Annotated in this window: 10 protein-coding genes; 7 read left to right on the forward strand and 3 right to left on the reverse strand. The window is 73.7% G+C overall.

Features of this window, described 5'->3' with window-relative positions:
- Positions 1–401: 401 nt before the first annotated feature.
- The gene (locus tag ABEA10_RS38140; RefSeq protein WP_345472435.1) at positions 402–3,275 is read left to right on the forward strand and encodes a helix-turn-helix transcriptional regulator; all 2,874 of its coding nucleotides are present in this window, start codon (positions 402–404) and stop codon (positions 3,273–3,275) included.
- A 41-nt stretch (positions 3,276–3,316) separates the two neighbouring features.
- Positions 3,317–4,522 (forward strand): UDP-N-acetylglucosamine--N-acetylmuramyl-(pentapeptide) pyrophosphoryl-undecaprenol N-acetylglucosamine transferase, encoded by a 1,206-nt coding sequence (locus ABEA10_RS38145; RefSeq protein ID WP_329245025.1) that lies wholly within the window; start codon positions 3,317–3,319, stop codon positions 4,520–4,522.
- Between the two features lie 31 nt (positions 4,523–4,553).
- On the opposite strand, the gene alr is transcribed toward ABEA10_RS38145, so the two are convergent.
- A complete protein-coding gene (alr, locus tag ABEA10_RS38150; protein ID WP_345472439.1) occupies positions 4,554–5,708 on the reverse strand; it encodes an alanine racemase in 1,155 nt (384 codons plus the stop codon).
- A gap of 188 nt (positions 5,709–5,896) precedes the next feature.
- On the opposite strand from alr, the gene ABEA10_RS38155 reads away from it, so the two are divergent.
- The 4 genes from ABEA10_RS38155 (at position 5,897) to ABEA10_RS38170 (ending at position 9,971) form a co-directional block, all read left to right on the forward strand.
- Entirely contained in the window at positions 5,897–6,559 is a 663-nt protein-coding gene (locus tag ABEA10_RS38155; protein ID WP_345472441.1) for a M15 family metallopeptidase, read from the forward strand.
- Complete coding sequence (locus ABEA10_RS38160; protein ID WP_345472443.1) at positions 6,552–7,673, forward strand: D-alanine--D-alanine ligase family protein; 1,122 nt, start codon at positions 6,552–6,554, stop codon at positions 7,671–7,673. The genes ABEA10_RS38155 and ABEA10_RS38160 overlap by 8 nt, the downstream gene beginning before the upstream one ends.
- On the forward strand, positions 7,670–9,055 hold the full coding sequence (locus ABEA10_RS38165) for a UDP-N-acetylmuramoyl-tripeptide--D-alanyl-D-alanine ligase (protein ID WP_345472445.1): 1,386 nt from the start codon (positions 7,670–7,672) through the stop codon (positions 9,053–9,055). Before ABEA10_RS38160 ends, ABEA10_RS38165 begins: the two co-directional genes overlap by 4 nt.
- A 208-nt stretch (positions 9,056–9,263) precedes the next feature.
- On the forward strand, positions 9,264–9,971 hold the full coding sequence (locus tag ABEA10_RS38170) for a hypothetical protein (protein ID WP_345472447.1): 708 nt from the start codon (positions 9,264–9,266) through the stop codon (positions 9,969–9,971).
- Between the two features lie 11 nt (positions 9,972–9,982).
- Here ABEA10_RS38170 and ABEA10_RS38175 read toward each other — a convergent pair whose 3' ends face one another.
- On the reverse strand, positions 9,983–11,899 hold the full coding sequence (locus tag ABEA10_RS38175; RefSeq protein WP_345472449.1) for a chloride channel protein: 1,917 nt from the start codon (positions 11,897–11,899) through the stop codon (positions 9,983–9,985).
- Between the two features lie 166 nt (positions 11,900–12,065).
- Between ABEA10_RS38175 and ABEA10_RS38180 the strand changes: the two genes are divergently transcribed.
- Complete coding sequence (locus ABEA10_RS38180) at positions 12,066–12,971, forward strand: tellurite resistance/C4-dicarboxylate transporter family protein (RefSeq protein WP_345472842.1); 906 nt, start codon at positions 12,066–12,068, stop codon at positions 12,969–12,971.
- Positions 12,972–13,069: 98 nt separating this feature from the next.
- On the opposite strand, the gene ABEA10_RS38185 is transcribed toward ABEA10_RS38180, so the two are convergent.
- On the reverse strand, positions 13,070–14,335 hold the full coding sequence (locus tag ABEA10_RS38185) for a PucR family transcriptional regulator (RefSeq protein WP_345472451.1): 1,266 nt from the start codon (positions 14,333–14,335) through the stop codon (positions 13,070–13,072).
- Between the last annotated feature and the right edge of the window lie 34 nt (positions 14,336–14,369).

The following is a 14,369-nucleotide window of genomic DNA, read 5'->3' on the forward strand; positions in this document are numbered from 1 at the left end:
AGTGCCGCGCGTCGCCGCGCGAAGCGCGGCGGATCGCCGACGCGGTCGGCGATCATGAGCGGCCGGACAGCCTCGCCCGTTATCGCGGTAACATGCGCTGAAGTGGGGATTCGAAGGCGTTTACGACGCTCTGGCCGCCGAGGCCGAGCCGTCCGGCATTCGCACCACTCTCATCGCGCCGGGGGTGGCGTGTGCCGGCACCCGCGCCGGGACGGCCGGCGGGGGAGCGTCGCCCTGCGTGAGCCGGCCGCCCGCTGACAGCGGTCGCGGAGTCTCCCGAAGTCTTCCGAACCGATGTCGGCTCGCCGGCATCAGTTGAGGTGTCGTGTTTCTTAGCGTTTATCCTCGGCGACCGGTCGGCGGTCTTCCAGACTGGTGTGGGCCGACAAGAGGGATGGATCGTGGACAGGCGCCTGTACGGGACGGTGGCGGCGATGCGGGACCACGCGCGGATCACGAAGGCGGGCGGCGTGTCGCCGCGCGCCGTGCGCGTCGAGCGCCTGGTGCGCCCCTACGACCGTGACGCCGGGCCGGACGTCTCCGGGCGGCTCTACGGCAGGGAGCCCGACACGGCGGCGCTCGCGTCCGCGCTGGACGCGGTCGCCGGGGGCCGCGCCCGGCTGCTCTCGCTGGAAGGCGCGGCGGGCGCGGGCAAGAGCGCCCTGCTGGCCCGGGTGCGCGCGGACGCGCGGCGGCGCGGGTGGACCGTGCTCACCGGCCGGGCGGCCATCCTCGAGGCCGCCAACGACTTCGGTGTGCTGCGGCAGGTGCTGGCCGGGCTTCCGCCCGCGCCGGACGGCCGGTCGGTCCCCGCGCTCCGCCCGGCACAGGACGACGCCTCGCCCTTCGACGTGTTCGAACTGATGTCGGCCCACCTGTTCGACGTCACCGCGGGCGCGCCGGTGCTGATCACGCTGGACGACCTGCAGTGGTGCGACACCCTGTCCCTGCGCTGGCTCGCCTACCTCGCGCACCGGAGCGCGGACCTGCCGCTCGCCCTCGTACTGGCCAGCTCCCCCCGGGAGATGAGCGAGCAGCAGTTCCTGCTCGACGAGCTGATCGCCTCCTGCGAACGGCGTACGCTCCACCGGCTGACCCCGGCCCATCTCAGCCGCTGGATCGCCGACGTCATGGGCGCCGGCGCCGACGACGCCTTCCTGGCGGAGTGCCACCGGGTCACCGGCGGCAACGCCGCGCTGCTCGCCGACCTGCTGCCGGCTCTGGCGGCGCGCTCCGTACCACCGGTGGAAGAGTCGCTGACGGCGATCGAGGACATCGGCGGTGCCGCCGTGTCCCGCCGCGTGCTGTCCTGGATCAGGCGGTGCGGGCCCGAGGCACCGGCCGTCGCCCAGGCGGTGGCGGTCCTCGGCGAGGACGGTGAACTCGTCCTGGTCGCCCAGCTCGCGGGCGTCGACCTGGACGCCGCCGCGCGGGCGGCCGACCGGCTGATCAAACTGGACGTCCTGACCAACACCTCGCCGCTGCGCTATGTCCACGCGCTGACACGAGTGGTGGTGGACTCGGGGATCTCCGCCGGGCTCCGCACCTCGGGGCGGCTGCGCGCCGCACGCCTGGTCCGCGACCACTACGCCGAACCGGAGCGGGCCGCCGCCCACCTGATGGCCGTGGACATGTCCAGCGAGCCCTGGGCGCTGGAGACACTGCGGGCCGCCGCCGACGCCGCCCTGGACCGGGGGCTCCCCGAGCAGGCCCTCGGGTACCTGCGCCGGGCGCTGGCCGAGCCGATGCCCGTCTCCGCCCGCGCCGAACTGCTGGCCGGCATCGGCGCCACCGAGATAGGCGCGGACGTCGCCGGCGCCGAGAGCACGCTCCGCGAGGCCCTCGCAGTCGCCACCGAGCCGTCCCTGCGGGTGCGGATCGGGGTCGACCTGGCCTACGTCGACGCCCTCGCCGGACGCCCGCTCACCTCGGCCCTGGAGATCGTGGACGAGGTCTGCGCGCGGTTGCCGCCGGGGAGCGACGAGCTCGCCGCCGAGGCGGAGCTCGGCGCCTTCACGGCGTACATGGCCTCCGCCGACGCCGGGGAGTTCCTCGCCCGGCGGATGTCCCGGCTCCGGGACCGGGCCGCCGGCGACGCCCACCTGACCGTGCTGTCCGCCGTGGTCGACGCCTGGTCCGACGCCCGGCGAGGGCACGACCGGGCGAAGTGCGTCCGCCGCGCGCGGTCCGCCCTGGAGACCATCGACCACCAGCGGACCTGGGAGCTCCGGCTGCGGTGGCCGGCCGTGAGCGCGCTCATCGACGCCGAGGAGTACGACCTCGTCGGCGACCTCGGCGGGACCGACGGCCGCTTCGGGCACCGGCAGGGCGCCGCGGGCGACGCGGCGGTCTCGGCCTGCCTCCGCGGGCGCCTCGCGTACGGGCGCGGTGATCTCAAGGGGGCCCGGGCGGTGCTCGGCGGGGCGCTGAAGCACCCGTCCGTGGCCGGTACGGACGGGGTCGCCCGGCTGGTGGCCGTGCTGACGGACCTCGGCGACCTGGACACCGCCGACCGGCTGATCCGGGAGCACACCCCCGCGGCGCCCGCGGCCCCGACGTGGGCGACCGCGGTGTTCGGCTTCGCCCGTGCGTCGCTGTGCGCGGCGCGGAACCAGCGCAAGGAGGCGCTGGAGGGCTTCCTGGAGACGGGGCGGATCCTGCGCACGCTCGGCATCGACAACCCGGCGGCCCTCCCGTGGCGTTCGCAGGCCGCGCGGTGCCACGCGCTGCTCGGCGACCGCGCGGCGGCGCGGGCCCTCGCGGCGGAGGAGGTGGAGCTCGCCCGTCGCTGGGGGAGCCCCCGCGCGCTCAGCGCCGCCCTCGCCGCGTCCGGTGTGGTCGCGGTGGATCCGGACGCGGCGATCGAGGCCGTCACGGTCCTCGACGGGATCGACGCGGAGCTCCACCGCGCGGTGGCACTGGTGGACCTGGGCGCGGTCGAGCTGGAGACCGGCGCCGCCGACCGGGCCCGCGAGCACCTCCAGGACGGGTTCGCCCTGGCCCGGGTCGTCGGAGCCCGGCCCGTCTGGCTCCGGGCGGCCCGGTACATCAAGCGCGCCGGCGACCGGCCGGACCTGGGCCGGATCGGCGGCGTGACCGCGCTCACGGCGCAGGAGCGCGCCGCCGCCGAACGGGCCGCCGCAGGAGCGACCAACCGCCAGATCGCCGACGATATGGTGCTCACACAGCGCACCGTCGAGCAGTACCTGACGAGCGTCTACCGCAAGCTCGGCATCACCGGGCGACCCCAACTGGCCGCGGCCCTGTCCTGCTGAGCCGCCGCGTCCGGACCAGTCGGTTTCTTCCAGGAGTTCGAATGATGCATGTCGTCGTCCCGCAGGCCCTCATCGACCGCGGGAGTCCGGTGCGGCTCGTCGTCAGCGGCGGCGGGAGCGGCGGCCACACGTTCCCGGCCGTCACGGTCATCCGGGCGGCTCGTGTGGCGCTGGGCGGGTACGGCCTGGCCCTGGATCCGTTCTGGGTGGGCAGCGAGGGCGGCATCGAGAAGGGGATCGCCGAGGCGGAGAACGTACCGTTCACCGCGATCCCCACCGGGAAGCTGCGGCGTGCGCGCAACCCGCTGGCCATGCTGACGGCGGCCAACATCAAGGACGCGGGCAAGGTCCCGGCCGGTGTCGGCGAGGCGATCAGCGTGGTCCGCAACCTCCGGCCCGACGCCGTGCTGTGCACGGGCGGTTACGTGTCGGTGCCGGTCGGGCTGGCCGCGCGGTTCTGCCACCGCCCGCTGCTCGTGCACGAGCAGACGGTGCGCGTGGGACTGGCCAACCGGATCACCATGCGGGGTGCGACGCGCATCGCGCTCAGCGCGGAGCCGTCGCTGGAACTCCTGCCCGAACGCCTGCGGGGGCGCGCGGTGGTGACCGGCAACCCGCTGCGCCCCGGCCTGGGCGACGGCGACGCGGGCGAGGCGCCGAAACGGCTCGGCTGGACGGGCTGGACCCCGTCGCTGCCGACGGTCTACGTCACGGGGGGCTCGCTCGGCGCCCGGCAGGTCAACGAGCTGGTCGCCGCGATCCTGCCCGACCTGCTGCGGCACGCCAACGTCTTCCACCAGGCGGGCAGCCAGCTGGCCGACGCCGCGGTCGCGGTGGCCGAGCGGCTGCCCGCCGACCTGCGTCCCCGGTACATGGTGCGCGGCTTCGTCGGTGAGGAGCTCGCCGACCTGCTCGCCCTCGCCGACGTGGTCATCGCGCGGAGCGGCGGCGGCACGGTCAGCGAGCTCACCGCGATCGGGAAGCCGTCGGTGCTCATCCCGCTGATCCCGACCGGCGGGAACGAACAGGTCCGCAACGCCGAGCACCTCGCCGGGAACGGCGCCGCCCGCGTGCTGATCGGCGAGGACGCCACGCCGCCCCGGCTGGCGGAGGAGCTCTTCGGGCTCCTCGGCGACCGTGCGCGTCTCGCCGACATGGCCGCGAGGGCGCGGAGCATGGGCCGGCCCGACGCGGCGGCCGCCCTGACCAGCGAGGTACTCACCCTGTGCGCCAACGCCGCGTCGTGAGCCCGGAAGCGGCGGAGCGGCGCGGGCCGCGTCAGGACACGTAGACCCGGGGAAGCGCCGCCGGGATCCGGGCGAGGATCTCGGCGGGCAGCAGGCCGAGCTGCCGGGCCAGTTCGGCGAGGGTGAGTTCGCCCTCGTCGCCGGGGCCGAACAGCACCACCTCCTCACCGGGGCTGGGCAGGTCCTGCCCGACGTCCAGCACGGTCTGCTCCATGCCGACCACTCCGGCGATGCGGTGGCGGCGGCCGGCGACGAGCAGCTCGACTCCGGCGGTGCCCGCCGCGCGCGGCAGCCCGTCGGCGTAGCCGACCGGCACGACCACGATCGTGCTGTCGGACGCGACCTGGTATTTCAGCCCGTACATCACTCCGGTCCCGGCCGGGATGCGCTTGGCCACCGCGACGGTCGAGCGCAGGCTCATCGCCGGGCGTAGCCCGAAGTCCCCGCCGGTCTCGAGCGGGCTCAGCCCGTACAGCGCCAGCCCGGCGCGGACCAGGTCGTAGCGGCTCTCGGGCACGGTGAGCAGCGCCGCGGAGCTCGCGAGGTGCCGCAGCTCCGGTTCCACGCCGGACGCCGCGGCGTACCGTACGGCGTCGTCGAACGCACTGATCTGCGCGGCGATGGACGGATGCCCCGGATCGTCCGCGCAGGCGAAGTGGGAGAACACCCCGGTCACCGTGACGTGCCCGGCCGCCTGCGCCCGCCGCGCCGCATCCACCAGCTGCGGCCAGTCGTCACGGGTGGCCCCGCCGCGCGACAGCCCGGTGTCGACCTCGAGATGGACCCGGACCGGACGGCCGTTCCGCTCGGCGGCCTCGGCCATGAGAGCGAGCCGCCACGGCGCCTCCACCCCGAGCTCCACATCGGCCAGGACGGCGGCGTCGTAGTCGGCCTGACGCCACGGCAGCCAGGCCAGGATCGGCACGTCGACGCCCGCCTGGCGCAGCGTTAGCGCGTCCTCGACCTGCGCCATGCCGAGCCGGCTCGCTCCACCGTCGAGCATGGCGCGAGCCGAGGGGACGAGGCCGTGGCCGTAGGCGTTCGACTTCACCACCGCCATCACCGGCGTACCGGCGGCGGCCGAGACCAGCACCGAGGTGTTCGCGGAGATCGCGGCCAGGTCGATGCGCGCGTGCGTGCCGTGGGCGACGTCCGTCATCTCCGTCCGCCCGATGATCGAGTGCATGCGGCCAGCGTGGGGCCGCCGCGGCACTGTTCAGGCCATCAGCGGAAATCACTCGGTGAAAAAACCCGGATTGCCCGGTTGACTTCACCGAAATGCCCGGTATCCCCGGCGTGCACTCGCGCCCTACCGTCACCCAGAAACCGATGCGCCATAGAGAACCGGTGGGGAGCTTGACGGAGATCACGCTGATGTCGGACGAGCGTGTGGCCGGTATTCCGGTCGCCGAGATCGGCGAACCGTTCGTCGATCTGAGACGACATCCCGAGCTCGTGCTCGACGACCGGCTCGCCGATCCGCTGGGCGCGTACGCCCACGTGCGGGCCGGTGTGGCGACCCGGCTGCTGGAGGCGCAGAGCATGCTGAACGATGGCGTACGGCTGCGCGTCGTCGAGGCGTACCGCCCGCCCGAGCTCCAGCGCCGCTACTTCGACGAGTACGCCTCGGAGCTGGCCCGTCTGCACCCGGAGTGGCCGTCGTCGCGCGTGCACGCGCAGGCCAGCCGGTTCGTCGCGCCACCGGAGGTCGCGCCCCACGTGGCCGGTGCCGCGGTGGACGTCACCCTGTGCGACGCGGACGGCGCCGAACTGCCCATGGGCACCGAGGTGAACGCCAATCCGGAAGAGAGCGACGGTGACTGCTACACCGCCGCCACCGGGATCCCCGCCGGCGCACGGCGCAACCGGGAGCTGCTGAGCACGGTGCTCACCGCCGCCGGAATGGTGAACTATCCCACCGAGTGGTGGCATTGGTCCTATGGTGACCGCTACTGGGCGATGCGCACGAACAGCCCGGCCGCGCTGTACCGGCAGCACGATGTGAATCTCCTCGCGAAGGAAGGCGACGATGTCTGACGAGCGGATCGCCGTCGGCGTGATCTTCGGCGGGCCGTCCGCGGAGCACGAGGTGTCCGCCGCCTCGGCGCTGTCCGTCGTCCGCGGCCTGCGCCCGGACCGGTACCGCCCGGTCGTGATCGGGGTGACCGGCGACGGGCGCTGGGTGCTGGTCCCGGCCGAGACGGTCGAGGAGGTCGCGGCCCGCAAGTCCGCCGGGCCCGCGATCCAGGACCGGCTGCCCGTCGAGGGCGGCGAGGTCGAGCTCAGACGCGGCGGCCGCCTGGTGTCCCGCGACGCGCCGGACGTCGTCCTGGAGCGGCTCGATGTCGCCTTCCCCGTCATCCACGGGCCGTACGGCGAGGACGGAGTGATCCAGGGTCACCTGGAGGCCCTCGGCCTGCCGTACGCCGGGTGCGGCGTGCTCGCCTCCTCGGTCGGCATGGACAAGGTGGCGATGAGACGCGCCTTCGCCGCCGAGGGGATCCCGTTCGTCCCCGGCGTCTGGTTCACCGAGAAGCAGTGGCGTGGCAGCGACGAGCCGCTGCGGCTCGCCGGCGACTTCGGCTGGCCGCGGTTCGTCAAGCCGGCCAACATGGGCTCCTCCATCGGCATCTCGCGGGTCACCGGCCCGGACGAGCTGGTGAGCGCCGTCGAGGAGGCGTTCCGCTACGACGACGTCGTCCTGGTCGAGGAGGGCGTCACCGCACGCGAGCTGCTGTGCGGCGTGCTCGGGGAGATGGACGAGCCCGAGGTCTCGGTGCCGTCCGAGGCGAAGATCATCGGCGGCTTCTCGGACTACGCGCAGAAGTACCTCAGCATGGCCGACTCGATCACGTCGCCCGCCGAACTGCCGGCCGACGTCACCGAGGAGGTGCGTGAGCTGTCCGCCCGGGCGTTCCGCGCCATCGGCGCCAACGGGCTGGCCCGCGTCGACTTCCTGTACGACGAGGCGGCCGGGAGGCTCTACGTCGGGGAGATCAACACCATGCCGGGGTTCACCTCCCGCTCGGTGTACGCGCGAGGCTTCGCCGAGAGCGGGGTCCCCTACGAGGAGATCCTCACCCGGCTCATCGACCTGGCCTTCGCCCGGCACACGCGTAAGCAGAGCAAGACCGTCGAGGCAGGACATTGATCACACTCACCCTGGAAGAGATCGCACGGGCCGTCGGCGGTACCGTGCACGGAACCTCCGGCCCCGTCAGGGTCACCGGACCGGTCGTCATCGACTCCCGCGAGGCGACCGAGGGCGCGCTGTTCGCCGCCATCGTGGGAGCGCGCAGCGACGGGCACGACTTCGCCGGCCAGGTCTACGCCGCGGGCGCGAGCGCGGTGCTGGGCTCCCGGCCCGTCGACGGCCCCTGCGTGGTGGTCGACGACGTGGTCGACGCGCTGACCGAGCTGGCCGTGTACGTACGGGACCGGCTGGACCCGGTCGTGATCGGCCTCACCGGATCGGTCGGCAAGACCACGACCAAGGACCTGCTCGCCCAGATTTTGGAGCAGAACGGGCCGACGGTGGCCACCGACCGCTCGTACAACAACGAGCTCGGGCTGCCGCTGACCATCCTGCGCGCCGACCGGCGGACCCGTTACCTCGTCCTGGAGATGGGCGCGGGGAAGCCGGGCGACATCACCCACCTCATGCGGGTGGCACGGCCGCAGCTCGGCCTGGTGCTCAACGTCGGGCCGGCGCACATCATGACGCTCGGCGGGGTCGAGGGCGTCGCGAAGGCGAAGGCCGAGCTGCCGCGGGCCCTGCCCCCGGCGGTGAAGGGCGGCTTCGCCGTGCTCAACGCCGACGACGAACGCGTCGTCGCCATGGCGCAACAGACCCTCGCGCAGGTCGTGTTCTACGGCACCGGCCCGGACGCGACCGTACGGGCGGAGGACGTGACCGTCGACCCCGACGGCCACGCGTCGTTCACCCTGCGCACCCCCTCGGGCAAGGCCCCCGTACGGCTGAGCCTGCCGGGCGAGCACCTGGTCGCCAACGCGCTGGCCGCCGCGGCCGTCGCCGGCGTCATCGGCGTCGCGACCGACCGGATCGCCGAGGCGCTCAGCTCCGCCGTCCGGCGCTCGCCGAACCGCTTCCAGGTGACCGAGCGGGCCGACGGCGTCACGATCATCGACGACGCGTACAACGCCAACCCCGTCTCCATGCGGGCGGCGCTCCGCACCGCGGCCACGATGGCGGCCGGCCGGCGCAGGATCGCCGTCTTCGGCGAGATGACCGGCCAGGCCGAGGAGACGGCGTACCACCACTCCGCCCTCGGCAGGCTGGTCGGCGAGCTGGGCGTCGAGATCCTCGTCGTCGTGGGAACCGGCGAGGGCCCGGAGACCTTGGCCGAGGCCGCCCGCGCCGCGGGCGTGAGCGTGCACGAGGTCCCGGACCGCGACGCGGCGACCGACCTCGTCCGCGACCTGCTACAGCCGGCGGACGTGGTGCTGGTCAAGGCCTCGAGCGAGGCGGGGCTGTCCGCCGTGGCCGCGGCACTGCGCGACCAGGAGAAGTAACCCACCGGTCCCTACGCGAGAGTCGGCGGCGAACGGCGCCGGGAGACTGAGGCTCCTGACGCCGAAGGAGGGGCGTCGCAGTGGTCCGTGAAATCCGCGCCTCCGGCCCCGCGGAGCTCGCCGTCCGGCGGCCTGCTCCCCGGACGGCCGTCGCCGGGAGTCCGCGGTAGCGCGCTGGACGCTCGTCGCGGACGGACTCGCCGCTCTGGTGCGGCTCGGCCGTCCCGAGGCCGGCGCGGACCACCTCGCGGACCGGTCGGCGCTCATGCGTGCCACCGCGCAGTGGGCGGTCCGGCGGACGGGCCGTACCCCCGCGGTGCTCTACCGCCGGGTCCTGGGGGCGGACCCGGCGGCCGGCCGGGCCCGCGCGCTGGTCGCCGGGCTGGGCGAGTGTGGCGCGGTGCCCGACATCGACGTGCTGACGCCCTTCCTGGGGCACAGGAGTCCCCGGGTCCGGGCGGCGGCGGTACGGGCCATCCGCCGGCTGGGCGGATCACCGGCCCGGGTCGCGGGGATGTTCGCCGACCCGGCGCCGGTGGTCGTTCGTGCCGTCAGGGCGGCACTGCGCACGGAGCCCGATGCCGTGCCGGCCGCCCGTCTGCGGGAACTGCTGGCCGCCGGTTCGCCCCGCCACGTACGGCAGGCGGCCTATGAGCTGCTGTGCGCCTCCGGCACCTGGACCCGCGTTCAGGTCGACCTCGAACTCCTCGCCGCCCGTGACGCCGACCTCTTCGCGCGGGCGCGCGCCGATCTGGTCGCCTGGTCGCGCGGTGACGCCGCGACCGTCTACCGCCCGCCCGCACCGGAGGTGCTGCGGCGGCTCTGCTCCCTGCTCGACGCGGCCGGGCCCGCGCTCGGGAGCGAGGAGACGCGCCGCCTGCGCTGGCACCTCGGCGCGGACGTCGTCAGCTCGTAGCGGGCATCGGATCAGGTCGCGTCGCGGTGCCGTGACCGGTGCTGGCGGCGTTCGGCGGTGCCGCGTCCCGGTGCGCGGGTGTCGCGCCGTCCCTCGGCCGGACGGCGAGGCAGGGGGCGTACCGGCAGCAGCCGTTGCCGGTGATGCTCCTCGGTGAGGTCGTGCAGCCGTGCGTGCAGGAGGTCGGGGAGCGCGATCAGGCCGTTGACGGTGCCGTCGGAGGCCGTGACCGGCACCTGCGTGATGTCGTGCTCGGCGAGGACGTACGCGACGTGCCGCAGCGTGTCGTCGTCGCGGACGGACAGTGGACCCGACTCCAGCAGCGCCGAGACGGCGGTACGCCGCGCGCCGCCGGCCTGCGCCGACAGCAGCCGGGCGTGGGGCAGGACGCCGAGCAGCCGCCCGTCCTCTCCGGTGACCGGGTACAGGTGCTGGCCGCCTCCGTCCGCCGCGGCGATGTGACGCAGCGCCTCCTGGACGGTCTGGCCGGGACGCAGCACGGTCGGTTCGGTGGCCATGACGTCGGAGGCGAAGAACGCCTCCAGCGGGTCGGTGGAGTACTCGCGGGTCAGGTGCAGCCCCCTGCGGGCGATCTTCTCGGTCAGCACCGAGCGCTTGAGGGTCAGCACGGACAACGCGTACGCCGAGGCCGAGGCGATGAGCAGCGCCGGGCCGGTGTTCCACGCGTGGGTGAGCTCGAGGGTGAAGATCACCCCGGTGAGCGGGGAGCGCATGACCCCGCCGACGACGGCGGCCAGGCCGGCGATCGCCCACAGCGCCGGGGTGGCGGCGGGGATGAGATGGCCCTCGGCGGCGCCCAGCGCGGCACCGATCATGAAGACCGGTGCGAGCACCCCGCCGGAGGTGCCCGAGCCCAGGGACAGGGACCAGATGAGAGTCTTGACGATCAGGATCCCGACGATCAGGCTCAGGGCCGCGCGCCCGGACAGCAGCTCACCGATCACGTCGTACCCGACCCCGAGCGCACGAGGCTCGGCCAGGCCGCCGACGCCGATGATGAGCCCGCCGATGGCCGGCCACCACATCCAGTGGAACCGGAGGCGGGAGAAGGCGTCCTCGGCGAAGTAGACCAGGAACGTGGCCGCGACCGCGAGCGCGCCGCCGCTCAGCCCGGCCAGCAGGCAGATTCCCAGCGTGGTGGCGTCCATGTGCACGTGCAGCGGCGGGACGCCGAAGACCGGGCCGAAGCCCAGCATCGGGCCGCGCAGCAGGGTGGCGACCGCGACGGACGTCGTGACCGGGATGAAGCTGCGCGGACGCCATTCGAACAGCAGCAGCTCCACCGCCAGCAGCACGGAGGCGAGCGGCGAGTTGAACGTGGCCGCCATGCCACCGGCCGCGCCCGCGACCAGCAGTGTCTTTCGCTCGTCCGCCGACAGGCGGAGCACCTGCGCCAGGATGGAGCCGAGCGCTCCGCCGGTCATGATGATCGGGCCCTCGGCGCCGAACGGGCCGCCGGTGCCGATGCTGATGGCCGCCGAGATCGGCTTGAGCAGCGCGACCCGCGGCTGGACCCGGCTGCCGCCGGTCAGGATCGCCTCGATCGCCTCCGGCATTCCGTGCCCGCGGATCTTCTCGGACCCGAACCGCGCCATGAGCCCGACCACCAGGCCGCCTGCCACCGGTGCCGCCACGATCAGCAGGGGCGAATGATGCGCCAGGCCCGGCGCCGTCATGGTCGTGTCGAGCCGCTGATAGAAAACCAGATTCGTGATCAGTGCGATCAGCCGGAGCAGCACGTACGCCGCGCCGGCCGCGGCGACACCCACCGGTACCGCCCAGGCGGCGATGACCAGGACCCGGGCTGTGACATTGAAATCGCCCAGATGCCGTGCGCGTCCGCTCGCCGGCAGGGCCTCGACCGCCTCATTCGTGTCATCGGCTGGAAGATCGCGATTAGTTTCCATATGTTAAGTATTGTACGGGGCAAGATTCGGGCTAGGCGCACCGGCCGTGAGCGCTCCGCGACAGCCAGGCGGGGAGTGGCGGCGCCCCGGGCGCCGGGTGGGGCATCACATGATGGTGATCCAACGGTTGGCGGGTGCCGTGTCGCCCGGTGCGGGGGCCGTGGTGATGGCCGGCGGCATCGTGTCCGTGTGCTTCTCGGTGACGGGGCCGTCGTGGCTGTCCTGGTCCTTGTTCGCGGTGGCGGCCGCGGTGTGGGTCGTGCTGTTGCCCGTCCTGGTGACGCGCTGGTGTGCCGACCCGGCTCGGTGGCGGCGGGAGGCGCGGCTTCCGGCGTCGTTGACGCTGGTGGCGGGGACGGCCGTGCTGGGAAGCCGCTCGGCCGGGGCAGGGTGGTCGTGGCCGGCGTACGGGCTGTTGGTGGTGGCGGTGGCGTTGTGGGTGGTGCTGCTGCCGGTGGTGCTGGCGCACTGGTCGACTCCGACCGTCGGCACGAGCTTCATGGTCTGTGTCGCGACGCAGTCGCTCGCCGTCTTGACGGGGCTGCTGGCCCGGCTGAGTGGGCAGCGCTGGGAGCTGTACGCGGCGACGGTCGCCTTCGTGCTGGGCGTGGTGCTGTACGCGGTGGTGGCGTCGCGTTTCGATCTGCGGCAGGTGATCCGCGGGGCCGGTGATGAGTGGGTGCTGGGCGGGGCGCTCGCGATCAGTACGCTCGCGAGTACGACGCTGGTGGAGGCCGCGGCCCCGTTCGGCGTGCCGGAGGGTGCGCGAGGCGTGTTACGGCTGGTGACGGTGTGTCTCGCCGGTGAGGCTGCGGCGGCCTATGTTCCGCTCGCGTTCTCGGAGGTGATCTGGCCGCGCCCGCGGTTCGACATGCGGCGCTGGTCGACCGTCTTTCCCCTGGGCATGGCGGGCCTGGTCAGCCTGCGGATGTCGCGCGTGTTCCACCAGGAGGCGTTGTGGGACCTCGGGCGCGCCGTGTCCTGGCTGGCCCTGGCCGTCTGGCTGGTCGTGGCGGCCGGAACACTCCGGCACGTACGGGCTGCGATCCGAAACCGGCCCGGCCAGTGCTAGGCGCCCGGCCGCCACGGGCAAGCGCCCTACTTAAAAGGACATCGACGTCTGTATGGCATTGTCGCGGAGAACGGCCGGCGAGCGCGGCGCGCCTGCGATCAGCCCGGCCGATCCGCGGCCGGGCGGGGGCCGTCGCCGTACGGGCCGATCGAGCGGCGTGCGACGAGGGCGGCGTTGATGCGGGGAAGGTCCGCCGCACGGGCCGGGGACAGGCCGATGAGCTGAGTGATGCGGCGGATGCGATAGTCCACCGTGTTGGGGTGGACGTGCAGCGCGGTGGCGGTGCGCCGCCGGTCGAGGTTCTGCCGGAGGTAGGTCTCCAGCGTCTGGAGGAGCTCCGGCTTGGGTTCCAGCGGCCGCAGGAGGCAGGCCAGGGCGGTCAGCGCCTCGCCCGGCCGGCTGAGCTGGTAGTCGAGCAGTACGTCGGCGAGCCGGTACAGGCCGGGCGCCCGGCCCGTCCGCGTCACCAGCTCCACGATCTCGGTGTTCTGCGTGACCGCGGCCGGCACGCCCGCCGGCTCGACCACGGAGGCCGCGGCGGTGACGGGCACGTCGGCCGCCCGCGTGGCACGGGTCACCAGCGCGCACAGGTCCTCCCACGCGGGCGGGGCGCCGACGGGCAGCAGGGCGGTGCCGCCCGAGCCGTCCAGAGCGGTCAGGGCCGGTTCGCCGGCGAAGCGGTCGAACGTCGACTGCACCCGGCGGATCTTCCGCCGGGCGGCGACCCTGGTCCGCGGCCCCGGGCGGCTCTCGTCGGGATGCGGGCCCAGCGCGAGCGTCATCACCACGTAGAGCGGCGACGGTCGCGTCCCGGCCGGAGGGGAGGGCGGCGGGTCGCCCGCCAGCAGCGCCGCCATCAGCGAATGCCGGTCGCGATGCTGCTGGACGTCCAGCACCTGGCGCGTTTCCAGATATGCCGCGGTGACCTCGGATACGAGCCGTCGCTGGAAAGCCAGCAAATGCGACAGCGTCTCCTGTAGATCGGCCAGATCGCACGGTTCCGCCCCGGCCGAAATCTCATTCCAGCCCATTTCCGCGCCGAGAAGGTAGGCGCTGAGGATGGCGTCCAGCGGAACGCCCTCCTCGGCCCGCTGCGCCGCCGAATCGCGCTGCACGGCGAACCGGTGGTCATCGGCCTCGGCGCGGCGCTCGATGACGTCGGCGAACAGCCGCAGATTGTGCTGGACGATATCCGCGATATCGCCGGTGACCTCCTCGGCGGGCAGTTCGGCGTAGACGGGGAGCTCGGCGCGGAGCCGGTCGACCACCCGCCGGGTCAGCGACGGAACACGGGCCCGCAGGTAGCCGGCCACCGGCCGTCCCGCGATGCGCAGCGGCGAGATTCCCTCATTGTGATCCGTCACAAAAGCTCCCGCGGAAGTCTGCCTTACTCACCAG

The sequence above is a fragment of the Actinoallomurus oryzae genome (genome assembly GCF_039541955.1).
Lineage (GTDB): Bacteria > Actinomycetota > Actinomycetes > Streptosporangiales > Streptosporangiaceae > Actinoallomurus > Actinoallomurus oryzae.

Coding starts and splice junctions, on each gene's coding strand:
- ABEA10_RS38175 (WP_345472449.1), bottom strand. CDS start 11,899: ATGGAAACTAATCGCGATCTTCCAGCCGATGACACGAATGAGGCGGTC.
- alr (WP_345472439.1), bottom strand. CDS start 5,708: ATGCACTCGATCATCGGGCGGACGGAGATGACGGACGTCGCCCACGGC.
- ABEA10_RS38160 (WP_345472443.1), top strand. CDS start 6,552: ATGTCTGACGAGCGGATCGCCGTCGGCGTGATCTTCGGCGGGCCGTCC.
- ABEA10_RS38155 (WP_345472441.1), top strand. CDS start 5,897: ATGTCGGACGAGCGTGTGGCCGGTATTCCGGTCGCCGAGATCGGCGAA.
- ABEA10_RS38145 (WP_329245025.1), top strand. CDS start 3,317: ATGATGCATGTCGTCGTCCCGCAGGCCCTCATCGACCGCGGGAGTCCG.
- ABEA10_RS38180 (WP_345472842.1), top strand. CDS start 12,066: ATGGCCGGCGGCATCGTGTCCGTGTGCTTCTCGGTGACGGGGCCGTCG.